Genomic DNA, 22,550 nt, shown 5'->3' with positions numbered 1-22,550 from the left:
TCCCCCTCACCAGGTCACGGGCAGGCAGTAGAGACCGAAGATCGACGAGTCGTGCTTGAACGGCAGCTGGTCCACCGGTGCGGCCAGCTTGAGCTCCGGGATGCGGCGGAAGAGCGTGTCGAAGACGATCTGCAGTTCCATCCGGGCCAGGTTCTGGCCGAGGCACTGGTGCGGCCCGAAGCCGAAGGCGACGTGGTGGCGCGCGCCGCGCTCAAGGTCGAGGTCGTCGGGGTTCTCGAACGCGGTCTCGTCGCGGTTGCCGGAGTAGCTGAGCCCGAGCACGCCCTCGCCTTCGCGGATCAGCTGCCCGCCGATCTCGACGTCCTCGGTGGCGACGCGCGAGGTCGCGAACTCGGCGATGGTGAAGTACCGCAGCAGCTCCTCGACGGCGTCGAGGGTCTTGCCGGGATCGTTCTTGATGATTTCGAGCTGGTCCGGGTTCTCCAGGAGCGCGACGGTGCCGAGCGAGATCATGTTCGCCGTCGTCTCGTGCCCGGCGAGGAGCAGCAGGAAGGCCAGCGAAACGAGTTCGTCGTGGGCGACGTCGCCGTGCTCTTCGCGCTGCTTGAGGATCTGGCGGCCGAGCAGGTCGTCGGTCGGCTCGGCCTCCTTGGCGGCGACGAGCCGGTCGAGGTACTCCTGCAGCTCGTCGACGGCCTTGACCCGGGTTTCCTGGTCGATCTCCCGGTTGAGCAGCGTCGAGCTGCGCACCTGGAAGAAGTCGTGGTCGGTGTAGGGGACGCCGAGCTGCTCGCAGATGACCAGCGACGGCACCGGCAGGGACAGCGCCGAGACCAGGTCCGCGGGCTTCGGACCGGCCAGGATCGCGTCGATGTGCTCGTCGACGATCTGCTGGATCCGCGGCTGCAGGGCCTTCATGCGCTTGACGGTGAACTCGCCGACGACCTCGCGCCGGGCCGCGCCGTGCTCCGGGGGGTCCATGTTGATCAGCGACGCGGTGAAGTTGGTCCGCCGGATCGGGCGGCCGTCCCGCGTCAGGAACGGGAAGCCGGGGTTGAACCGGTCGGAGCTGAACCGCGGGTCGGTCAGCATCTGCCGGACCTCCTCGAGCCGCGTCAGCGCCCACGCCTCCTGACCTGACTGCAGCTTGACGCGCTGGACCGGACCGGCTTCACGCAGCTTCTCGTAGGCCGGCGGCGGGGCGAACGGGCAGGTGCGGAGCAGTGGAAAGGTCTCGTCCCGCGTGGCGGGCTCGGCCAGTTCAGTCATTTCGGACCCCCTAAATCGGACGGAAAGTATGCGGAGGATTACATTCCGGTTCTCTCGTCCAAGGTACCGAAGCGGAAGGACATCGTCCACTAGATGCCGGCTACCCGATCGAGGAGGCAGTGCGTGGCCCGTTGACCATGCGAGAATCACCCCGCGCGATTCAGCGAGAGGCGAACGGCATGACGGCAGACCCCGAGACCACCCTGCGGGCGGACGCGCGGCGCAACCGCGACCAGATCCTGGCCGCCGCGAAGAGCATGTTCGCCGTTTCCGGTCCCGAGGTGCCGATGGAGGAGATCGCCCGCGCGGCCGGTGTCGGCGTCGGCACGCTCTACCGCCGGTTCCCGGACCGCGACGCGCTCGTCCGCGCCGTCGCCATGGACAACTTCGAGCGGGTGCTGATCGATGCGCGCGTCATCGCCGCCGAGGAGACGTCGTCGTGGCGCGCGCTGGAGCGCCTGCTGCGGCAGTCGGTGGCGCTGCAGCTGAGCGTGCAGCTGGCGATGGTGTCGCACCGGGCGCTGGTGATCCTGAAGAACGACCCCGAAGTCCGCCGGCTGCGCGACGAGATTCTCGAGGTCCTCGACGGCTTCGTCCACGGCGCGCAGGCCGAGGGCAAGCTCCGCCCGGACGTCGGCGCGGGCGACATCGCGATCCTGTTCGCCACGCTGCTGCGCCAGATGCGCGCGAAGTCCCCGGACGTGGCCGAGATGGCGGCGCGCCGGTGCGTCGGCATCATGATCGACGGCCTCAGCGCCCGGCCGGGCACCGAGCTGCCGGGGCGTCCGATCACTTCACGGGACCTCGACCCCGACTGACTCCGCCGATTTCCGTGTTAGGGTTCCGCCTCGTTCTGCCGGAATGGTGGCCACGGGCGGGAAAATGCGACGAAGAATGCTATCCGTGTTGTTGGCGATTTCCTTTCCGGTGATCGCCGGGTGCGGTGGAGCGCCCGTCGACGGCGTGGCGGCCGCTCCGGCGCCGCCGCCGGATCCGGTGGCCACGTCTTCGGCTGCTGCCTCTTCTGCCGCATCGGCGACCACCGGCTCACCCGCGTCCCGACCTGCGCCTCCGTCGACTCCGGCGCCCCCGTCGACCACGCCGGTGCGGAGTTGCCGCAGCCCGGAGTTCACGACCAGCGACCCCGACGGCGGCTGGCCGGACGGCGGCTACTACGTCCACAACAACATGTGGAATGCCGGTGAAGCGGGCCCGGAAACGTTGCGGGCGTGCGCGTACGACAACTGGTACGTCGAATCCACCCAACCCGATTCGACGTCGGTGAAAACCTATCCGAACGTGCACAAGGACATCGACGACCAGAACGGGAAACCGTTCAACGACTATTCGGTGATCAAATCCACCTTCGCCGGCCGCGGCCCGGGCACCGGCGTCTACGACGTGGCCTACGACCTCTGGCTGAACGGCGTGGGCGACGGCGAGGGCGTCACCGAGGTGATGGTGTGGACGGAGAACCGCAAGCAGCAACCCTCGGGCGACAAGCTGACGACGTACACGGCCGGCGGCTTCACCTACGACGTCTGGGCGGACGAGGACGGGTACGTGGCGTTCGTTTCGCGGTCGACGCAGTACGCGGGCAGCGTCGACCTGAAGGCGATGATCGCCTGGGCGATCGGCAAGGGCCTGATCCCCTCGAACCCGACGGTCAACCAGATCGGCTACGGCATCGAGTTCTGCTCCACCGCCGGCGGGAAGGCGCGGTTCACGTTGTCGGACTTCTCGGTGACGATGAGCTAAAGGCCGCCACCCGGGCGTACCCGGGCAGCGGCCTCCGCTCGTGCCCTCAGACGCCCAGCGGGTGCCAGACCGTCTTCGCCTCCAGGTACCGCCGAAGCCGCGTGAGGTCCGGAGCCGTCGTCCAATCCGGCTCGGTCTCCGGGACTGTCAGCACTCTCTTCACCGTGTTCGCCGCTTCGCTTGCCAGGCCCGGGCGGTCCGCCGGGGCGGCTCCCGTCGGGTCCAAGGCGTTGACGTCTCCGTGCGAGGCCAGCCAGGGGCCCAGTTCGGCCGCGTGGCCCGTGAGGATGTTCGCCACGCCGCCCGGGACGTCCGACGTCGCCAGGACCTCCGACAGCGTGATCGCCGGCAGGGGCCGCTCCGCGCTCGAGACCACCACCGCCGTCGAGCCCGTCGCCAGGACCGGGGCCAGCACCTCGACCAGGCCCAGCAACGACGAACCCTGCGGCGCCAGCACGCCCACCACGCCCGTCGGCTCCGGGAGCGTGAACGAGAAGTACGGGCCCGCCACCGGGTTCGCCGAACCCAGCACCGAAGCGATCTTGTCCGTCCAGCCCGCGTACCAGACCCAGCGGTCGATCGCCACGTTCACCAGGGACTCGGCCTTCTTCGCCGCCAGGCCTTCCGACGCCGAAACCTCCGCGATGAACTGGTCGCGGCGGCCTTCCAGCACTTCGGCCACCCGGTAGAGCACCTGGCCGCGGTTGTACGCCGTGGCCGCGGCCCAGCCGGGGAACGCCTTGCGCGCCGCCACCACCGCGTCCCGGACGTCCTTGCGGGACGAGTGGGCCGCGTTCGCCAGGAACTTGCCCTTGCTGTCGGTCACCGGGTACACCCGGCCGGACTCCGAACGCGGGAACTTGCCGCCGATGTAGAGCTTGTACGTCTTGGCGACGGAAATCCGCTCAGACTGCGTCGAATCAAACACTGAGGTACGCCTCCAGCCCGGTGCGGCCGCCTTCGCGCCCGAAGCCGGATTCCTGGTAGCCGCCGAACGGAGCGGCGGGGTCGAAGCGGTTGAAGGTGTTGGCCCAGACCACGCCGGCGCGCAGCTGGTTCGCCATCCACAGGATCCGGGAACCCTTCTCGGTCCAGATGCCGGCCGAAAGCCCGTACGGCGTGTTGTTCGCCTTCGCCACAGCCTCGTCCGGGGTGCGGAACGTCAGCACCGACAGCACCGGGCCGAAAATCTCCTCGCGCGCGATCCGCATCGACTGGTGGACGTTCGCGAACACCGTCGGGGCGAAGAAGAACCCGCGGTCCGGGAGCGCGCACGGGCTGGACCAGCGCTGCGCGCCCTCGGCGTCACCCGATTCGACGAGCCCGCGGATCTTCGCCAGCTGCTCGGCCGAGTTGATCGCGCCGACGTCGGTGTTCTTGTCCAGCGGGTCGCCGACGCGCAGCGTCGAGACGCGGTAGCGGAGCTTCTCCAGCACCTCCTCGGCGATGGACTCCTGGACCAGCAGGCGGGAGCCCGCGCAGCAGACGTGGCCCTGGTTGAAGAAGATGCCGTTGACGATGCCCTCGATGGCCTGGTCGAGCGGCGCGTCCTCGAACACGATGTTCGCCGCTTTGCCGCCGAGCTCCAGCGTCAGCTTCTTCGCCGTGCCCGCGACCTGGCGCTGGATCGCCTTGCCCACCTCGGTCGAACCGGTGAAGGCGATCTTGTCGATGTCGGCGTGTTCCACGATGGACGCACCGATGTCGCCCGCGCCGGGCAGGATGTTCGCCACGCCCGGCGGCAGCTCGGCCTGCTGGCAGATTTCGGCGAACACCAGCGCGGTCAGCGGGGTCGTCTCGGCCGGCTTCAGCACCACGGTGTTGCCGGTGGCCAGCGCCGGGGCGATCTTCCAGGCCAGCATCAGCAGCGGGAAGTTCCACGGGATGATCTGGCCCGCGACACCCAGCGGCCTGGGGTTCGGGCCGTAGCCCGCGTACTCCAGCTTGTCGGCCCAGCCCGCGTGGTAGAAGAAGTGCGCGGCCGCCGTCGGGACGTCGGAGTCGCGCGACTCCTTGATCGGCTTGCCGTTGTCGAGGCTTTCCAGCACGGCCAGCTCGCGCGAACGTTCCTGGATCAGCCGCGCGATGCGGAAGAGGTACTTCGCGCGCTCGGTGCCCGGCATTTTCGACCAGACACTCGTGTACGCCTTGCGCGCGGCCTTGACCGCGGTGTCCACATCGGACTTCGACGCGGTGCCGACCTCGGCCAGGACCTCTTCGGTGGCCGGGTTGATCGTCTTGAGCGGCTCACCCGAGCCGTCGACGAATTCGCCGTTCACGAACGGCTTGTAGGAGTCCTTCAGGTTCGCGATGGCGCGCGACTCCGGCGCCGGTGCGTACTCGAAAACAGGCATCAGTCCACCGTCACGTAGTCGGGGCCGCTGTAGTGGCCGTCCACCTGGGTGCGGCGCTGCAGCAGCAGGTCGTTGAGCAGGCTGGACGCGCCGAAGCGGAACAGGTCCGGGGTCAGCCACTGCTCGCCGGCGACCTCGTGCACGGCGACCAGGTACTTGATCGCGTCCTTCGTGGTCCGGATGCCGCCGGCGGGCTTGACGCCGCGCAGCTCGCCGGTCTGCACGTGCCAGTCGTGGACGGCCTGCAGCATGATGTGGGTGACCGGCAGCGTCGCGGCGGGGGAGACCTTGCCGGTGGAGGTCTTGATGAAGTCCCCGCCGGCCAGCAGCGCCAGCCACGACGCGCGCCGCACGTTGTCGTAGGTCGCCAGCTCGCCCGTCTCGAGGATGACCTTCAGGTGGGCCTCGCCGCAGGCTTGTTTCACGGCTTGGATTTCTTCGAAGACGTCCATGTACCGGCCTTCGAGGAAGGCCCCGCGGTCGATCACCATGTCGACCTCGTGCGCGCCCGCGTCGACGGCGATCTTGGTGTCGGCCAGCTTGATTTCGCGGCTGGTGCGCCCGGCGGGGAAGCCGGTGGCGACGCTGGCGACGTGCACGCCGCTGCCCTTGAGCGCATCGACGGCGGTGGCGACCATGTCCGGGTACACGCAGACGGCGGCGACGCGCGGGGTGTCCTGGCGTTCGGGGTCGGGCCGGACGGCCTTCGCGGCGAGCGCCCGGACCTTGCCGTGGGTGTCGGCGCCCTCCAGCGTGGTCAGGTCGACCATGGAGATGGCGGTGTCGATGGCCCACCGCTTGGCGTCCTTCTTGATGCTGCGCGTGCCGAGGCCCGCCGCGCGCTGCTCGACGCCGACCTGGTCGACACCGGGCAACCCGAACAGGAAGCGGCGCAGGCTCGCGGCGTCGCGAGTCGCGTCCACCAGCGGTGCCGGGGTGGCCGGCGCCGCTGACGTGCTGGTCGTGGCTGTCATGGGCCTGAGTCTAGGCGGCGGGTCCGACAACGCGAGTCCCCGTGCACTGTGACGCTCGGTGCCACTCGCGTCACGTTGCCGAGGTCAGTCCCCTTCGATCTGCGGCGGTTCGGACCGCTTCGCCCGCTTCCGGTACACGACGACCCCACCCCAGAAGGCGAGCCCGTTGATCTTCACCGTCGGGGCCGTCGGCGGGGCCGGGGGCGCTCCCGACTTGTCCTCCAGCACGAACCCGCCCATGAAGCCGATGCCCGTGACGTCCACGTTGATGTCGTCCGGGACCGTGATCTGGATGCCGCCCATGATCGCGACCGCCGTGATCGTGCAGTGCTTGTCCGCGAACCGGGCCTGCCTCAGGTCGATCTCCGCGCCGCCCCAGAACGCGAAGCTGTTGTGCTGCGGCGGCAGGACCCAGCTGCCCTTGCGGACCGCGCCGGACAGCACGCCGATCGACACCGGCGAGCCCGGGTGGCCGCCGATGCGCTGGTCCGGGAAGCCCAGGGCGCGGGTCACCGCCGGTTCGACGGCTCCCGAAGCAGACGGCAGGTCCACCGTCACCGGTTTGAGTTCGCCGAGCGTTTTGGCCGCGTAGACCGTCGAGAGGCGCTCTTCCAGCTCGTTGACCGTGATCCGCCCTTCGGAGAGGGCGTTGTGCAGCACCTGGGCGACACGTTCACGGTCCGCGTCGGAAGCCCGCATCTGGTCGGGCGTCAGTTCGCTCACCCGGGGCAGCCTATCGGCGAAAACCACTCAGCGTGTCCATCTTCTGGAGGACACTGGTCCGATGGGATCCACGACAGTCGAGTTCCCGGACGGCGTCCGGGTCCGCGGCCGTGGGCTGGGGCGCCCGCGGCCCGACGAACCCGAGCCGGACTTCGGGCTCTACCTGGGCACGAGCCGGTTGCGGCGCAAGCACGGCGGGGGCATCACCTGGCCCCACGAATGGGTCACGTGGCCGGATTTCCTGCTGCCGACGCACCCGGGAACCGCACGGCGCCAGATCAAGGCGCTGCACGACCGGGCGAAGACGGAATCCGTCGAAGTCGCCTGCTACGGCGGCGCCGGCCGGACCGGCACGGTGCTGGCCTGCCTGGCCACGCTCTCCGGCGTTCCGGCTGAGGACGCCGTCGCCTGGGTGCGGGCGCACTACCACGAACGAGCCGTCGAAACGCCCTGGCAGCGCGGCTGGGTGAAGAGCTTCGCCAAACAGCTAGATTGACCCGCATGGATGTGCACGTCGTCGACCACCCCCTCGCGAAGGCCCGGCTCTCCACGATGCGCGACGCGCGCACCGACAGCGCCGCGTTCCGGGCCGCGCTGCACGAGCTGACCGTCATGCTGGTCTACGAAGCCACGCGCGACGTGCCGGTGAAGATCGAGCGGATCCACACGCCGGTCGCCCGCACCGAGGGCTACACGCTGGCCAAGCCGCCGCTGCTGGTCCCGGTGCTGCGCGCGGGGCTGGGCATGGCCGACCAGGCGCACAGGCTGATCCCGGACGCGCAGATGGGCTTCGTCGGCCTGGCGCGCGACGAGGAGACGCTGAAGCCGACGCCGTACCTCGAGTCGCTGCCGGAATCGCTCGCCGACCGGCCGGTGCTGGTGCTCGACCCGATGCTCGCCACCGGCGGCTCGATGGAGTACACGATCCGGCTGCTCACCGACCGCGGCGCCGACGACGTCACGGCCATCTGCGCGCTCGCCGCACCGGAGGGCCTGGCGCACCTGGAGAAGACCGGCCTGCCGGTGCGGGTGGTCACGGCGAGCATCGACGAACGCCTCAACGACTCGGGCTTCATCGTCCCGGGCCTCGGCGACGCGGGTGACCGCCAGTACGGCGCCGTTTAGGGCGGGGGAGCGCCGCCTCGGGTGGCCTGGTCCGGTGAAGCCGCGCGCAACGTCCCCGCCGGTGCCGGCCACTGAGGGGTGTGACCAGCCATGTGACGGGGGCGCCGGTGGGTGACCGGGCACTGTGGGACCGCGCGGCCGGCGGGGACGAAGCGGCCTTCGGCGAACTCTTCGAGCGCCACGCCGAGGCCGTCTGGAACCACGCCTACCGGCTGACCGGCTCGTGGGCCGGCGCCGAAGACCTGACGTCGACGACGTTCCTGACCGCCTGGCGCCGCCGCGCCGACGTGACGCTGGTGCGCGACAGCGCGCTGCCGTGGCTCTACACGGTGGCCGGCAACGCCGCCCGCGACGAACACCGGGGCGCGAGACGGCGGCTGCGGCTGCTCCGGAAGATCCCGGACGCGCCGGTGGTGTCCGACCACGCCGACGCGGTGGCCGAGCGGCTCGACGGCGAGCAGCGGCTCCGCGAGATCGTCGAAGCCGTCCGGACGCTGCCGAAGGCGCAGCGGGAGGTCGTCGAACTGTGCCTGCTCGGTGACCTGAGCGCCGCCGACGCCGCGGCGCTGCTGTCCGTCGCCGAGGTCACCGTCCGCGCCCACCTGTCCCGGGCCCGCGCCCGGCTGCGCACGCTGCTGGAGGACAAATGAGCGACGACTTCGGTTTCCGAGGCCTGCCGCCCCGGCGCGGGCTGCCCGACGACGTCCGCGCCCGCTTGCGCGCCGAAATCCGCCAGGGCATCGGGAAACCACGGCGGGCGAAGCACGTCTGGTACGCCGCCGCGGCGGCCGTCGTGGTGCTGGCCGCGGGCGCGGTCGTCGCGACGCAGATGGTCCGGCCGCAGCCCGTGGCCGGACCCGCGCCGGGGCCGGGCACCGAGGTCCCCAACCGGCTCACCCTCGACGTGCGGGTGGCGACCTCGTCGCTGGACCGCTGCTGGGCCGCGGTCCAGGCGGCAGGCAAGCAGGACCGCGTGCCCCCGCGCGCGGAGTGGGTCCCCCTGTTCACGGAGGTCATGCGGGCGGACTCGGTGGTCGCGGCGACCGCCGCCGGCCGGCCGATGTTCTGCGAGACCACCGAGACGACCGTGACGCTGTCGGACCCGGCAGCCACCCCCGCCTACGCGCCGGACACGCGCACGGGACTGCTGCTGCACAGCGCGACCGGGATGGTCGGCGGGGTCCTCGCCCCGGGAGAGGACCGGCTCTTCCTCGACTCGCGAACCGAGGACGGGGACAACATGTCGCAGTCCATCTCCTTTTCCCCGGTCACCCGGCAGTTCGTCGGGATGACCCGGAGCGACCCGGTGCGGACGACGCTCACCATCGGCCGGCCGATGCAACCGGGCGCGAAAACGTTGCCCCCGGCGCCGCCGCCCCTGCTTTCGGTCGTCGACCGGCCGGTGACCGCCGACCGGACGTCAGCCGCGGGCCGGGCGCTGGGCGACTGCCTGGCGGCGGCAGAGTTGGAGGCGATCCCCGACGCCGCGGCCTACGCGCCGGGGCCGCTGCTCGAGACGGACGAGTACCGGGTGGTATCGGGCCGCTACGGCAACCGGCTCGTGGTGTGCACGACCGAGCCCGACTACCGGCGGCCGGGGAGGGCGAAGTCCCGCGCCTTCGCCGATCCGTTCGGGCCGCAGGCACCGCCGGCGCACACCTTGCCGGTGGACACCCTGGGCCATCCCCAGACGGGTGCCCCGCCGGGGAAGGCCCGCCGGCCGTTCGCCGCGGCCCTGCCCACGACGGCGGTGAAGGCGACCATCGACTTCGGGATCGGAGCGAGCGTCGAGGCCGACGTCGTCGACGGCATGGTCGTCGTGTGGGCCCCGGCGAACATCCAGGTCCTCCCGGAGACGAAGGTCCACGTGCAGGCGCGTGACGCGCGGGGCGGGGTCGTCTACGACGGGTCGTTGCCGCTGGTCTGAGGCCGCAGCCAGCCGGAGGCGTTCGCGCGCAGGGCGGCCTCGTACGAGTTGGTGACGTCGAACCCCTCCGGCAGGTTCCCGGTCAGTTCCAGGGACACCAGGCCGTGCACGATGCCCCAGCACCCGACCGCGATCGTCTCCGGCGGGACGTCGAGGAAGACGCCGTCGGCGACGGCGCGGCGGATGATCCGTTCCAGGGGCTCGAGCGTTTTGCGGGCGAGCTTCTCGGCGTCCTCGTTCGGCTCGAACCCGGGTACCGATCTGCTGAACATGATCCCGTACAGGTGCGGGTCGGCCAGCGCGCTGGTGCGGTAGGCGCTGCCGAGCGCGACGAGGTCCTCGACGGCGTCGCCGGTCAGCGGCGTCCCGGCCATCCGGGCGCCGAAGCGGCGGAAGCCCTCGTTGTAGAGGGCGTTCACCAGATCGGGTTTGCTGCCGAACAGCGAATACACGGCGGTGGTCGACGTCCCCGCGTCGGCGGCCAGCTTGCGCAGGGAAAGCGCCTTCGGCCCGTCGGACGCGATGAGCTCGCCGGCCCGGTCGAGCAGCTTGAGCCGGAGCGCTTCGTCGTGCGTGCGGGGTCGCGCCATGTACCCAGCGTATCGGAACGGTGTTATGGATGACCAGGCGTGGAGTTGACCTGGAGTGCACTCCAGGTCGTAGTGTCGAGCGCATGAGCTACTCGATAGCGGAAGCCGCTCGACGTAGCGGACTGTCCATCGACACCCTCCGGTACTACGAGCGCATCAAACTGCTCGACCCGCCCGCACGGGACACCGCGGGCCGCCGGGCCTATTCCGACGACGACCTCAACTGGCTGGGCTTCCTGACCAAGCTGCGCACCACCGGGATGCCCATCAAGAGCATGCGCGAGTACGCCTCCCTGCGTCGCCACGGCGTCGCGAGCGCGGGCCGCCGCAAGGCCTTGCTGGTGGAACAGCGCCGGTCGGTCGCCGAGCGGATCGCCGAACTGCAGGGCTGTCTGGACGTCCTGGACTACAAGATCGAAAACTACGAACGGGTCGAGCAGAAGGTGCTCGGGATCGAACCCGGCATGGAGGGAATTTCCGCGTGAAGAACAGGAAGCTGGGCGGCCTGGAAGTCGGCGCCCAGGGGCTCGGCTGCATGGGGATGAGCCAGGCCTACGGCGTCCGCGACAACGACGACGAGTCGATCGCGACCATCCACCGCGCGCTCGACCTCGGCGTGACGCTGCTGGACACCGCGAACGTCTACGGCAACGGCGTCAACGAGGAGCTGGTCGGCCGCGCGATCGCCGGCCGCCGCGACGAGGTCGTGCTCGCGACGAAGTTCGGCATCGTGTGGACGGACGGCGCCATGGGCGCCCGCGGTGACGCCGCGTACGTCAAGCAAAGCTGCGACGAGTCGCTGCGCCGCCTCGGCGTCGACCACATCGACCTCTACTACCAGCACCGCGTCGACCCGGACACGCCGATCGAGGAGACCTGGGGCGCGCTCGCCGAGCTGGCCGAGGCCGGGAAGATCCGGTACGCGGGGATCTCGGAGGCCGGTGCCGCGACGATCCGGGCCGCGCACGCCGTGCACCCGGTGACGGCGTTGCAGAGCGAATGGTCGCTGTGGACGCGCGGCATCGAAGGCGAAATCCTCGACACGTGCCGCGAGCTCGGCATCGGGATCGTCCCGTTCTCCCCGCTGGGCCGCGGGTTCCTCACCGGCGCGGTGACGTCGGTGCGTGACCTCCCGGAGGACGACATGCGCCGCGGGCTGCCGCGGTTCGCCGAGGGCAACTTCGAGCGGAACATCGCGATCGTCGAGGCCCTGCGCGCGCTGGCCGAGGAGAAGGGCGTCACCGCGGGCCAGCTCGCGCTGGCGTGGGTGCAGGCGCAGGGCGAGGACGTCGTGCCGATCCCCGGGACCAAGCGCCGCACGTACCTCGAGGAAAACGTGGCGGCGGCGTCGCTCGAGCTGACCGCGGCCGACGTCCAGGCGATCGAAGCGGCCGCCCCTGCCGACGCGATCGCGGGAGAGCGCTACCCCGAGCGGCTCGCGCGCGCGGCCGGGAAGTAAGCCCGTATCCCGCGTGATGGGAGACGGAACTCGCGTGATGGGAGACGGAACTCGCGTGATCCGGGCCGTCACGGCTCCAAACACGCGAGTTCCGGCTCTGATCACGCGGCTTACGCGGCTGATCACGCGAGTTCCGGCTGCGGTCACGGGCGCGGCCGGGAAGTAACGCAGCTCTGAGGCGTTTCTGAGATCTCCGGGGCAGGCTCGGCGCCGATCACGTGGTCGGTGCCGAGCTCCAGGAGGTCGTCGTGGCGGAGGAAGTGCTCGATTGTCTGGTCGTCGGGGCCGGGCCGGCCGGGCTGCAGCTGGGGCAGTTCCTCGGCCGGGCCGGGCACCGGTACCTGGTGCTGGAGGCCGGCTCCGCGCCCGGTCACTTCTTCGAGACCTTCCCGCGGCACCGGACCCTCATCTCCATCAACAAGAAGCACACCGGGTACACCGACCCGGAGCTCAACCTCCGGATGGACTGGAACTCGATCCTCGCCGACGGCGACGACAACCCGGTGCTGTTCACGGACTACAGCGAACTGCTCTTCCCGGACGCCGAGGACTTCCTCCGCTACCTCGCCGACTACGCCGCGAAGCACGAAGTGGACGTCCGCTACGACACGCGGGTGACGCGCATCCGCCGGGAGCCGGAAAGCGCTCTCTTCGTCCTCACGGCCGGTGCGGCCGAATTCAAGGCCCGGCGGCTGATCATGGCGACCGGCGTGACCAAGCCGTACCTCCCGCGGTTCCCCGGTGTCGAGCTCATCGACCAGTACGTGGACGTCAGCGTCGACCCGGAGGAGTTCACCGACCAGCGCGTCCTCGTGCTCGGCAAGGGCAACTCCGCCTTCGAGACCGCCGACAACCTGATCGAGAAGGCCGCCGTCGTGCACGTCGGCGGGCCGAGACCGGTTAAGCTGGCCTGGCGCACGCACTTCGTCGGCCACCTCCGCGCGTACAACGCGGGCATCCTGGACATGTACCAGCTCAAGCTGCAGCACGCGATCCTCGACGGCGACGTGCGCGAGGTCCGCAAGGACGCCGACGGCTACCACGTCAAGTTCGCCTTCGCCCGCGCCGACGAGGTCGTCAAGGAGATCCGCTACGACCGGGTGATCGCCTGCACCGGCTTCCGGTTCGACGCGTCGCTGTTCGACGAGGACTGCCGTCCGCAGCTCACCATCGACGACCGGTTCCCGGCGCAGACCTCGGACTGGGAGTCGGTCAACGTGCCCGGCCTCTTCTTCGCGGGCACGATCACGCAGGTCCGCGACTTCAAGAAGGCCACGAGCGCGTTCATCCACGGCTTCCGCTACGGGGCCCGCGCGCTGGTCAAGGTGCTGAACGAGCGCTACCTCGACATCCCGTGGCCGCACACCGTGCTGCCCGCCAAACCGGACGCGCTGACCGACGCGGTCATCACCCGGATCAACCGGACTTCCGCGCTCTACCAGCAGTTCGGCTTCCTCGCCGACGTCGTGGTCGTGGACGGTGACACCGCCCGCTACCTCGAAGAGGTGCCGGTCGACCGGGTGCTGGACGACCCGCCGGAGGACGCCTACGTCGTCACCCTCGACTACGGGCCGGACCACGACAAGGTCGACCCGTTCGACTTCGTCGCCCGCGCCGCCCAGGACCGGGCCAACGACCGCGGCGAGGGCCACTACCTGCACCCGATCGTCCGGCACTACCGCCGCGGCGAGCTGGCCGCCACCCACCACGTGACCGAGAACCTCGAGAACGAGTGGGACAAGGAAGTCCACGTCGGCCCGCTGACCGCCTTCTTCACGCAGGAGCTGTGATGCGCACGGTCGCGGAGTTCGAGGCGGTGGCCCGGGAACGCCTCGAGCCGGCGCACTACGACTACTTCGCGGGCGGCGCGCAGGACGAAATCACCCTGCGGGAGAACGAAACGGCGTTCCGGCAGCTGCGGCTGGTGCCCCGGGTGCTGCGCGGCAGTGACAAGCGCGACCTGAGCCTGACGCTGCTCGGCACGCCGTCGTCGATGCCGATCCTCGTCGCGCCCACGGCGTTCCACCGGCTCGCGCACCCCGACGGCGAGCTCGCCACCGCCCGGGCGGCGGCGCGGGCGGGCACGATCATGATCGTCAGCATGGCCGCCACGACGGCGATCGAGGACATCGCCGCGGCGGCCCGCGAGGTCGCGCCGGATCCCGGGCTGTGGTTCCAGCTCTACCTGCAGCCGGATCTGGAGTTCACCGAGGCGATCGTGCGGCGCGCCGAAGCGGCAGGCGTCAAGGCGTTCGTCGTCACCGTCGACTCGCCCGTGCTCGGCCGGCGCGACCGCGACGACCGCAACGCCTTCCACGACCTGCCGCCCGGGCTGGCCGTGGAGAACCTGCGCAACCTGGGCGAAAACCGCAGCGGCGGCAACGCCAGCCATGTCCGGGAGATCGTCATGTCGGCCGGGCTGAACTGGGACCACATCGCGTGGCTGCGCTCGAAGACCAAGCTGCCCGTGCTGATCAAGGGTGTGCTCCACGCCGAGGACGCGCGGCTGGCCGTGCACCACGGCGTGGCCGGCCTCGTCGTGTCCAACCACGGCGGCCGCCAGCTCGACACCGTGCCCGCGACCATCGACGTGCTGCCCGACATCGCGGCGGCCGTCGGCGGCGCCTTGCCGGTGCTGCTGGACGGCGGGATCCGGCGGGGCACCGACATCGTCAAGGCGCTGGCGCTGGGTGCGGACGCCGTCGGGATCGGCCGCCCGATCGTCTGGGGCCTGGCCGCGGGCGGCCGCGAAGGCGTCTCGGACGTGTTGGAAATGCTGCGGGCCGACTTCGATCAGGCACTCGCGCTCTGCGGCGGGCGGAACCCGGCCGACCTCACCCCGGACCAGGTGCGGCGATGATCGGCAAGGTGCTCGGCTGGCTGCCCGCCCGGGTCGTCGCCCTGCGGATGAGGATCTTCGCGCTGGTCAACGGCCAAGACGCGGTGACGATCCCGGGTCCGCAGGTCGGCGTCGCCGACTTCCGGCGCGTCTACGCCGACCCGGCGGCGAACGGCCGCAGCCGCGGCGCCGCGCTGTCCGACCTGTTCTGGTACTGGCTGTCGCCGGGGCCCGAGGTGCACCAGGAACACCTCGAAGCCGGGCCGCGCTACGACGAGGTCGCCAAGTGCACCCGCCACATCCTGGTCAAGTCCAAAAAGGACTCCGAAGAGCTGACCCGGCGCGTCGCCTGCCACGTCCTGGACGGCGTCGGCCCCGGGCTCGTCCGGCTGCGTGACGAGATGATGCCGATCTGGGCCGAGCTGTACTACGAGCTGGTGTTCGACGAGCCGTGCCCGCCGGAAGCGCGGGACCTCATCGTGGCGCACGCGGACGACGTCGCCTCGGCGCTGAAGTGTGTGCGGCCGCGGAACATGCGCCGCCGGGCGCGGCTGACGAAGTACCTCGGACAGCGCCTCGCCGACGTCCCGCACCCGCTCCCGGAGTCCCTGACGCCGGCGGAGCAGGCCTACTACCTGCAGGGCACCTTCTTCACCACTGCCGTCGTGCAGATGTCGGAAGCGATGGCGCACCTGCTGATGATCATCGCGCAGGACGAAAGCATCCAGCAGCGGCTCGTCGACCACCCGGAGGACATCGACCGTGTCATCGACGACGGGTTGCGCGAGTACCCGTTGTTCGGCATCGCGCACCGGATCTCCACCGCGGACATCGAGCTGGACCACCTCACCATCCCGGCCGGAACGGTGCTGTGCTTCAGCTACCCCGATTTCGCCGCCCAGTCCACAACGGATGAGTTCATCCCCTTCGGCGTCGCACAGAACCGTGCTTGCCCGGCGCGCGGGCTGGCGCCGCCGACCATGCGGGTCGTGACGCGGGAAGTGCTGCGCCGCTTCAGCCTCGCCTCCACGGCCGCGCACACCCGCTCGATCCCCAACCGGGGGCCGGTGCTGCTGACGCCCCGCGGTGCCCGCCACCGGCGCCGGCCGCTCGTCTGGATCGCGGTCCGCGACCGCTGGGAAGACGTCTGGCGCAGCTTCGCCCAGCTCGTGTTCGGCACGTACATGGTCCTCGATGCCCGTCATCAGGCCCTTTGCTCGACCTACTTCGCCGGAGGCAACCGATGAGCCCGTCCGAAGCGGCACCGGTCTTTTTCCTCGCCGTGGTGGTGATCCTGGCGGTGGTCCGGCTGGTCTGCCTGGCCGCGGTCAAGCTCGGCCAGCCACCGGTGGTGGGGGAGATGATCGCCGGGGTGCTGCTCGGCCCGTCGCTGTTCGGGCTGCTGCTGCCGGACGTGCAGGCCGCGCTGTTCCCGGACGGCATCCGCTCGCTGCTCTACGTCGGCGGCCAGATCGGCCTGGTCATCTACATGTTCGGTGCCGGCTACGAGTTCAACCTGAGCAGCATCGTGCAGTCGCGGAAGTCGGTCGCGGCCATCTCCTCGGCCGGGACGCTGGTGCCGCTGGCGCTCGGGATCGGGGTCGCGGTCCTCGGCACGTCGTGGGTCGACATCGGCAAGGACGGCGTTTCGCCGGTCACCTCGGCCGCGTTCGTCGGGGTGGCGGTGGCGATCACGGCGTTCCCGATGATGGTCCGGATCATCACCGAACGCGGGATCGCGTCGACCAGGTTCGGCTCGCTGGCCCTGGCCTGCGGCGCGCTCGACGACGTGCTCGCGTGGCTGCTGCTGGCCGTCGTGCTGGGCATGCACGCGGGGTCCGCCGGGCCGGTCGCGCTGGCGCTCGGCGGTGGGCTGCTGTTCGCGCTGGCCGTGTTCACCTTCGGGCGGCGCCTGCTGAACCGGATGATGGGCAGCGACCGGGTGACCGTCGACCAGCGGGTGCTGATCACCTCGATGACCCTGTTCGCGGCGGCCTGGTTCACCGACACGGTCGGGCTGTACGCGGTGTTCGGCGCGTTCTGCATCGGCGTGGCGTTCCCGCGCGGTCTCGCCTCCGACGCGGTCCTGGCGAAGATCATGCCGATCGGCCGCATCGTGTTCGTCCCGCTGTTCTTCACCTACTCCGGCCTCAACACCCGGTTCGCGCTGCTCGCCGACCCGAAGCTGCTCGCCTTCGCCCTGATCACGGTGGTGGTCGCGATCGTCGGCAAGCTGGGTGCGTCCTGGGGCGCGGCCCGGCTGGCGGGGGAGCCGCCGGCGATCGCCTCGCGCGTCGGCGTGCTCGTCAACGCCCGCGGCCTGATGCAGCTGATCGCGCTCAACATCGGGCTCGCCGCCGGGATCGTCTCGTCCGCGTTGTTCACGGTGCTGGTGCTGGTCGCGCTGGTCACGACGATCATGACCGCGCCGTTGCTGAGCTGGCTCGACCGGCGCGATGCCCGCAAGGGGACCACCGAGGTACTCCTGACGGCCGAACCGATCCCGGTGACCGGGAAAAGTTGATCCTCGAGTTCGGAAAATCACTGCCAGTATGGATCCGTGCGCGATGGGGTGGCGAAATCGAGGGTGCTGCTGGTCGAAGACGACCGGGAACTGGCGGGCATGCTGGGTGAGCTGCTCGCGGACGAAGGCTACGAGACCGAAGCGGCCCACGACGGCCAGCGGGGCTTGCACCTCGGGCTCACCGGGCACTACGACGTGCTGATCATCGACCGCCGTCTCCCGGTGCTCGACGGGCTGGAGCTGCTCCGGCGGCTGCGGACCCGTGCGGTGACCACGCGGGTCCTGGTGCTCTCGGCGCTGGGCGAGGTGGCCGACCGCGTCGCCGGGCTCGACGCCGGCGCGGACGACTACCTCGTCAAGCCGTTCGAGGCCGAGGAACTGCTGGCCCGGCTGCGTGCGCTGGGCCGCCGTGACCTCGAAGGCGCCGAGTGCCTCCCCCTCGGCACGGCGGCGCTCGACTTGCTGCGCCACGAGGTCGTGCTGCCGCGCGGCGAGCGGATCACGTTGTCCGGGCGGGAGTTCGAGCTGCTGCGGACGCTGGCGCAGCGGCCGAAGGCGATCCACCCGCGGGCGGCGCTGCGCACGCGGGTGTTCGCCGAGTCGACCGGCGAGTCCATTGTGGACACGTATGTGTACTACCTGCGGCTCAAGCTCGGCCGCGACGCCGTGCGGACCGTGCGCGGCCTCGGGTACCAGATCGGCGTGGTGTGAAGCCCCGCGGCGACCCCGAAGAGCGGGCCCTGCGGCGGGCGCGGTGGGCGATCACCGCGCAGATCGCCGTCGTGGTGTCGCTGCTCGTGGCCGTCGCGGGCGCGATCGCGTACGGGATACTGCTGGCCGGGCAGCACGCCGACGCCGACCGGGTACTGACCAGGACGATCCAGCTCGGCCCCGGCACGACCCCGCCCGGCTGCGTCTGGCTGTTCACGCCCGGGGCACACGCGCCTTCGGGGACACCTCCGGCGGGAATGCCGCTCCCCGAACTGAACGCGTTCGTGCCGTCGCCGGGCGACGTCCACACCGAACGGCGGTCGATCGGCGGGATGACGCACACGATCCGGGTGGAGAACCGCGGCGGCGTCGTGTCCCAGGCGTTCTTCGAGGAGCGCTACCAGATCCAGGACCGCGCGTCGCTGGTGTTCGGGCTCGGCGTCGCCGAGGTGCTCGCGCTGCTGGCGGCCCTGGGGTGCGGGCGGGTGCTGGCCCACCGGGCGATCCGGCCCCTGGAAGACGCCCTGCGCCGGCAGCGGACCTTCGTCGCGGACGCGTCCCACGAACTGCGGGCCCCGCTGACCCGGCTGCACACGCGGGCGCAGCTGCTGGCCCGGCGGTCGTCCGGCCGCGACGCGGCCGAGCTCGACCAGCTGGTGCGCGGCACGCGGGAGCTCGGCGAGGTCGTCGAGGACCTGCTGCTGTCCGCGCAGGCGTGCGGCGAACGGCCCTCGTTGGAGCTGGTCGAGCTGGGCGTGCTGGCCGAGGAAGCCGTCGCGGCGGAGGCGGTCCGCGCGGGGGAGAGCCGGATCCGGCTGGCCGTGACGCGGGAGCGGCGGCCGTACGTCGTCCAGGGCGTGCCGACGGCGTTGCGTCGCGTCCTGTCGGCGTTGCTGGACAACGCGCTCGGCCACACCCCGCCGGGCGGGTCGATCGAGGTCTCGCTCGGCGTACCCGACGAGCGGCACGTGGAGCTGCGGATCCAGGACACGGGCGTGGGCTTCCCGCCGGCCGATGCGGACCGCATCTTCGAGCGCTTCGCCCGCGGCTCCGACGGCGACGGCCGCCGCTTCGGCCTCGGCCTGGCCCTGGTCCGCGAGGTGGTCACGGGCCACGGCGGCACGATCGCGGCCGCCGCCCGCCCCGGAGCCGGAGCCACGTTCACCCTCCGCCTCCTCCGCGCCGACCCGATGTGATCCGGCAGCCGACACGCGTGATCCGAGCCGTTCGACGGCGGACTGGCGCAGGTGTCCGTTGGTGTGGCACGCGGCTTCGGCCAGCTCTGCCCGTGACGGCCGGCGGCTCAGCGGCGTTTCCCGCATTCCCCTTCGGCGCCCAGGATGCCCCGGGCGCCGAAGGGGAGTCGAACCGATTACGCCAGCAGGGCCTGGACGGCTGCGGGGGCGTCGGCGATCGCGACCGGGTTCTGCTCCCGCGTGGCCAGGCTCCGGACCGTGACGTTTCCGGCGGCCCAGTCCTCCTGGCCGATGATCACCACCGCGGCCGCGCCCGCCTTGTCCGCGCGGGTCAGCTCCTTGCCCAGCTTGCGGTGCTCGATCGGGGTCGACGTCCGCAGCCCTGCGGCACGCAGCGAGTGCGCCACCGAACGAGCCGCGTCCGAGAGGTCCTCGGTCACCGGGATCACCATGACGTCGACCTCGCTGCGCGGGGCCGGCGTCAGCCCGTGCGTGTCGAGGAAGTCGATCAGCGTCACGTCGCCCATGCCGAAGCCGATGCCCGGGATCTGCTGCGGCGTGAACATCGACGCGAGGTCGCTGTAGCGGCCGCCGCCGAAGAGGGCGCGGCGGTTCTCCGGCGAGGTGTCGAAGACCTCGAACACCGTCGACGTGTAGTACGCCAGCCCGCGCACGATCATCGGCTCGTACTTCACCAGCGAGCCCGCGCTGCTGTTCAGCACGCGCACCAGGTTCGACTGCTCCCGCACCTCGGCCGGCAGCTCGTCCAGCAGCGCCTCGCCCGCGTCGAGCGTCTCGGCCAGCTTCTCGAACTGCTTGTCCGAGAGCCCGATCTCCCCGGCGCTCTCGGCCAGCTTCTCGCGCGGGTACTTCTCCCAGCGGTCCACCAGGGCGAACACCTGGGACAGGTGGTCCTCCGACACACCGGCGACGTCGGTGAGCGCCGAGGACAGCAGGTTCCGGTCGTTGACGCGCAGCACGAACATGTCCGGCGTCGCGCCGAGCGCGGCCATCAGGTCGTGCACCAGCTCGAAGATCTCGATCTCGCAGTTGGCGCTGTCCGAGCCGAAGATGTCCGCGTTGATCTGCCAGTGCTCGCGCACGCGGCCACGCTGCGGCGCCTCGTAGCGGTGGCAGTTCGGGTGGCTGTACCAGCGCACCGGGAACGACAGCGACTTCGCGCTCCCGGCGATCATCCGCGCCACCGACGGCGTCATCTCCGGGCGCAGCGCGAGCCGCCGCCCGCCCTTGTCGGTGAGCGTGTACAGCTGCTTGTCCGCGATCTCCTGGCCGGACTTCCGCTCGTAGATCTCGGCCGATTCGAGGATCGGGCCGTCGTAGCGGAGGAAGCCGCGGCGCTCGAGGACGTCGTAGAGATGACCGAACACCTGGGTACGCACGGACATTTCGGCGGGCAGGAAGTCCCGGGTCCCCTTGTAGGGCGCGGTCGGCAGGTATTCAGGCACGTCATCAGCTTAACGACCGGCCGCATGCGGGTTTTCAGGGGAAGGCGACTCCGTACGCCGTGAGCAGCGTCGCCGCGGCCAGGAGCACCGCGCCCACGGACGTCACGCGCCCGCCGACCTTGCCCCGGCCGGGGATCAGGTGAACGAAGAATCCACCCGATTGGGCGAGGATTCCCCACAGCAGCAGGAAACAGGTGACCCACAGCGTGGTGTCGGACAGGGTGGTGCGGCTGAGGATCTGCAGCGCGACCAGGGCGAGCACCAGCAGGACGCCGGCGTGGGCGTGGCCGGCGCGGAACATCGCGCGCTGGTGTTCGGTGAGCTTGCGGTCGCGCATGACGCCCATCAGCGCGTAGCCGCCGTACATCACGGTCGGCAGCGAGACCAGGGCGATCACCGTGAACAGCTGAGTGGGTCCGTGCATCGGGGCTCCTTCGAAGGATGAGGACGCCACAGTAACACTGTTTTAAAACGCTGTCACCAAACTGCTCGTGCCCCGTCGCGGAACTAGGCGATGCGGCCCTGGGCCAGCACCAGCAAGGGGTTGCGGAGAGCGGTGAGCGACGCGAGGGGGTCGCCTTCGACGACCAGGACGTCCGCCGCGAGCCCGGCCTCGAGACGGCCGGTCACCGAGGCGAGCCCCAGGCCGGCGGCGCTGTCCTCGGTCGCGATCTCCAGGATCCGGCGCCGGGGGAAACCGAGCCATTCGTACAGCTCCAGCGCGCCGACCGGGTCGTCGAACACCGAGCCGGGCAGGCCCGCGTCGGTACCGGAAAGCAGCCGGACGCCGTGTTCCTCGAGCCACGGCAGCCGCCCGTACATCGCCTGCGCGACGTCGTCGCCGAGCTTCTCGACGATCACGCGCCAGTTGCGGCTGCTCGTCGAGCACGCCGCAATGCCTTCGGCGGCCATCCGCTTCGCCACGTCCGAGCGGCGGTCGAACGACTTCGGCCCGGTCAGGAAGCTGCAGTGCTCGATCGTCGCCACCCCGGCCTCGACGGCGGCCTCGATCGCGTCGGCGCCGTGGGCGTGCGCGGCGACCGGCAGCCCGTGCCGCGCCGCGTGTCCGGTGACCACGCCAAGCTGCCGGGCGTCGAACTGCGACTCCCACATGTCGGCGCCGCCCTCGGTGATCTGGCCGCCGCTGGCCATCACCTTGATCACGTCCGCGCCCGCCGCCGCGTTCGCGTCGATCAGGGCGCGGATTTCGTCGTCGGAAGCCGTTTCGCCCCCGAAAAAGTGGCAGTGGCCGCCCGGCACGGTGATCGGCGGCCCGGACACGAGCAGCCGCGGCGCCGCGGAACCCTCGAACGACCGCCGGACGGCCGCGCCGAGGTGGCCGCGGTCCCCGAGGTCCCGCACGGTCGTGACGCCGCTGCGCAGCAGCTGCCGCACTCGCGACCGCGCGCCGTCCAAGGGCGAGGAGTCCGCTTCGAAGTGCGGCAGCATCTCGCGGGACGCGTCGAACGCCAGGTGCACGTGGACGTTGCACAGCCCGGCCAGCGCGGTACCGGTGGGGAAGTCGTGCCGGGAAGCATCCGGTGCGGCCTGCGCGACGACGTCCGCGCGCGGGCCCGCCGCGACGATCACACCGTCGCGCACCAGTACGGCACCGTCCCGGACCGGCGCCGACGGTCGCGGCAGCACCCGGCCGGCGGTGATCAGCGTGTCCAC

23 protein-coding genes are annotated in these 22,550 nt (G+C 70.8%); 14 read left to right on the top strand and 9 right to left on the bottom strand.

Annotated features, from left to right (window positions below; all coding sequences use genetic code 11):
- Positions 1 to 6: 6 nt before the first annotated feature.
- Complete coding sequence (locus AB0M80_RS01635; RefSeq protein WP_364557365.1) at positions 7 to 1,230, bottom strand: cytochrome P450; 1,224 nt, start codon at positions 1,228 to 1,230, stop codon at positions 7 to 9.
- Positions 1,231 to 1,409: 179 nt separating this feature from the next.
- Here AB0M80_RS01635 and AB0M80_RS01630 point away from each other — a divergent pair, with 179 nt between their 5' ends.
- Complete coding sequence (locus AB0M80_RS01630) at positions 1,410 to 2,048, top strand: helix-turn-helix domain-containing protein (RefSeq protein ID WP_364557363.1); 639 nt, start codon at positions 1,410 to 1,412, stop codon at positions 2,046 to 2,048.
- Positions 2,049 to 2,334: 286 nt separating this feature from the next.
- Complete coding sequence (locus AB0M80_RS01625) at positions 2,335 to 2,988, top strand: hypothetical protein (RefSeq protein ID WP_364557360.1); 654 nt, start codon at positions 2,335 to 2,337, stop codon at positions 2,986 to 2,988.
- Positions 2,989 to 3,034: 46 nt separating this feature from the next.
- Here AB0M80_RS01625 and AB0M80_RS01620 read toward each other — a convergent pair whose 3' ends face one another.
- The 4 genes from AB0M80_RS01620 to AB0M80_RS01605 form a co-directional block, all read right to left on the bottom strand.
- A complete protein-coding gene (locus AB0M80_RS01620) occupies positions 3,035 to 3,916 on the bottom strand; it encodes an aldehyde dehydrogenase family protein (RefSeq protein ID WP_364557357.1) in 882 nt (293 codons plus the stop codon).
- Entirely contained in the window at positions 3,909 to 5,342 is a 1,434-nt protein-coding gene (locus tag AB0M80_RS01615; protein WP_364557355.1) for an aldehyde dehydrogenase family protein, read from the bottom strand. The genes AB0M80_RS01620 and AB0M80_RS01615 overlap by 8 nt, the downstream gene beginning before the upstream one ends.
- A complete protein-coding gene (gene deoC, locus AB0M80_RS01610) occupies positions 5,342 to 6,316 on the bottom strand; it encodes a deoxyribose-phosphate aldolase (RefSeq protein WP_364557352.1) in 975 nt (324 codons plus the stop codon). Before deoC ends, AB0M80_RS01615 begins: the two co-directional genes overlap by 1 nt.
- An 84-nt stretch (positions 6,317 to 6,400) precedes the next feature.
- The gene (locus AB0M80_RS01605; protein WP_364558534.1) at positions 6,401 to 7,015 is read right to left on the bottom strand and encodes a DUF1707 domain-containing protein; all 615 of its coding nucleotides are present in this window, start codon (positions 7,013 to 7,015) and stop codon (positions 6,401 to 6,403) included.
- Between the two features lie 85 nt (positions 7,016 to 7,100).
- On the opposite strand from AB0M80_RS01605, the gene AB0M80_RS01600 reads away from it, so the two are divergent.
- From AB0M80_RS01600 to AB0M80_RS01585, 4 genes are all read left to right on the top strand, one after another.
- The gene (locus AB0M80_RS01600; RefSeq protein WP_364557349.1) at positions 7,101 to 7,535 is read left to right on the top strand and encodes a protein-tyrosine phosphatase family protein; all 435 of its coding nucleotides are present in this window, start codon (positions 7,101 to 7,103) and stop codon (positions 7,533 to 7,535) included.
- Positions 7,536 to 7,540: 5 nt separating this feature from the next.
- Complete coding sequence (gene upp / locus AB0M80_RS01595) at positions 7,541 to 8,164, top strand: uracil phosphoribosyltransferase (protein ID WP_364557346.1); 624 nt, start codon at positions 7,541 to 7,543, stop codon at positions 8,162 to 8,164.
- A gap of 80 nt (positions 8,165 to 8,244) precedes the next feature.
- A complete protein-coding gene (locus AB0M80_RS01590; RefSeq protein WP_364557343.1) occupies positions 8,245 to 8,814 on the top strand; it encodes an RNA polymerase sigma factor in 570 nt (189 codons plus the stop codon).
- Positions 8,811 to 10,091 carry a hypothetical protein gene (locus AB0M80_RS01585; protein WP_364557341.1) on the top strand — a complete coding sequence of 427 codons (1,281 nt, stop codon included), beginning with the start codon at positions 8,811 to 8,813 and terminating at the stop codon, positions 10,089 to 10,091. Before AB0M80_RS01590 ends, AB0M80_RS01585 begins: the two co-directional genes overlap by 4 nt.
- Here AB0M80_RS01585 and AB0M80_RS01580 read toward each other — a convergent pair.
- Positions 10,064 to 10,681, bottom strand: coding sequence for a TetR/AcrR family transcriptional regulator (locus AB0M80_RS01580; protein WP_364557338.1), 618 nt, complete (start codon positions 10,679 to 10,681; stop codon positions 10,064 to 10,066). The genes AB0M80_RS01585 and AB0M80_RS01580 overlap by 28 nt on opposite strands.
- An 83-nt stretch (positions 10,682 to 10,764) precedes the next feature.
- On the opposite strand from AB0M80_RS01580, the gene AB0M80_RS01575 reads away from it, so the two are divergent.
- The 8 genes from AB0M80_RS01575 to AB0M80_RS01540 all read left to right on the top strand — a co-directional run bounded on the left by AB0M80_RS01575 (position 10,765) and on the right by AB0M80_RS01540 (position 19,410).
- Entirely contained in the window at positions 10,765 to 11,166 is a 402-nt protein-coding gene (locus AB0M80_RS01575) for a MerR family transcriptional regulator (protein WP_364557335.1), read from the top strand.
- A 50-nt stretch (positions 11,167 to 11,216) separates the two neighbouring features.
- Entirely contained in the window at positions 11,217 to 12,140 is a 924-nt protein-coding gene (locus tag AB0M80_RS01570; RefSeq protein ID WP_364558531.1) for an aldo/keto reductase, read from the top strand.
- 248 nt (positions 12,141 to 12,388) lie between these two features.
- Entirely contained in the window at positions 12,389 to 13,930 is a 1,542-nt protein-coding gene (locus AB0M80_RS01565) for an NAD(P)-binding domain-containing protein (RefSeq protein WP_364557332.1), read from the top strand.
- Entirely contained in the window at positions 13,930 to 15,000 is a 1,071-nt protein-coding gene (locus AB0M80_RS01560; RefSeq protein ID WP_364557329.1) for an alpha-hydroxy acid oxidase, read from the top strand. The genes AB0M80_RS01565 and AB0M80_RS01560 overlap by 1 nt, the downstream gene beginning before the upstream one ends.
- A complete protein-coding gene (locus AB0M80_RS01555; RefSeq protein WP_364557326.1) occupies positions 14,997 to 16,226 on the top strand; it encodes a cytochrome P450 in 1,230 nt (409 codons plus the stop codon). Before AB0M80_RS01560 ends, AB0M80_RS01555 begins: the two co-directional genes overlap by 4 nt.
- The gene (locus AB0M80_RS01550; RefSeq protein ID WP_364557323.1) at positions 16,223 to 17,503 is read left to right on the top strand and encodes a cation:proton antiporter; all 1,281 of its coding nucleotides are present in this window, start codon (positions 16,223 to 16,225) and stop codon (positions 17,501 to 17,503) included. Before AB0M80_RS01555 ends, AB0M80_RS01550 begins: the two co-directional genes overlap by 4 nt.
- Before the next feature lie 63 nt (positions 17,504 to 17,566).
- Complete coding sequence (locus AB0M80_RS01545) at positions 17,567 to 18,214, top strand: response regulator transcription factor (RefSeq protein WP_364558528.1); 648 nt, start codon at positions 17,567 to 17,569, stop codon at positions 18,212 to 18,214.
- A complete protein-coding gene (locus AB0M80_RS01540) occupies positions 18,211 to 19,410 on the top strand; it encodes a HAMP domain-containing sensor histidine kinase (protein ID WP_364557320.1) in 1,200 nt (399 codons plus the stop codon). The genes AB0M80_RS01545 and AB0M80_RS01540 overlap by 4 nt, the downstream gene beginning before the upstream one ends.
- Positions 19,411 to 19,586: 176 nt before the next feature.
- On the opposite strand, the gene hisS is transcribed toward AB0M80_RS01540, so the two are convergent.
- From hisS to AB0M80_RS01525, 3 genes are all read right to left on the bottom strand, one after another.
- Positions 19,587 to 20,876 (bottom strand): histidine--tRNA ligase, encoded by a 1,290-nt coding sequence (gene hisS, locus AB0M80_RS01535; RefSeq protein WP_364557318.1) that lies wholly within the window; start codon positions 20,874 to 20,876, stop codon positions 19,587 to 19,589.
- A gap of 34 nt (positions 20,877 to 20,910) precedes the next feature.
- Positions 20,911 to 21,300, bottom strand: coding sequence for a hypothetical protein (locus tag AB0M80_RS01530; protein WP_364557316.1), 390 nt, complete (start codon positions 21,298 to 21,300; stop codon positions 20,911 to 20,913).
- 83 nt (positions 21,301 to 21,383) lie between these two features.
- Entirely contained in the window at positions 21,384 to 22,550 is a 1,167-nt protein-coding gene (locus AB0M80_RS01525) for an amidohydrolase family protein (RefSeq protein ID WP_364557313.1), read from the bottom strand.

This window comes from Amycolatopsis sp. NPDC051045, from assembly GCF_040682955.1.
In the GTDB taxonomy this organism is placed as follows: Bacteria; Actinomycetota; Actinomycetes; order Mycobacteriales; family Pseudonocardiaceae; genus Amycolatopsis.
This window is presented reverse-complemented; position numbering and strand designations above follow the sequence as displayed.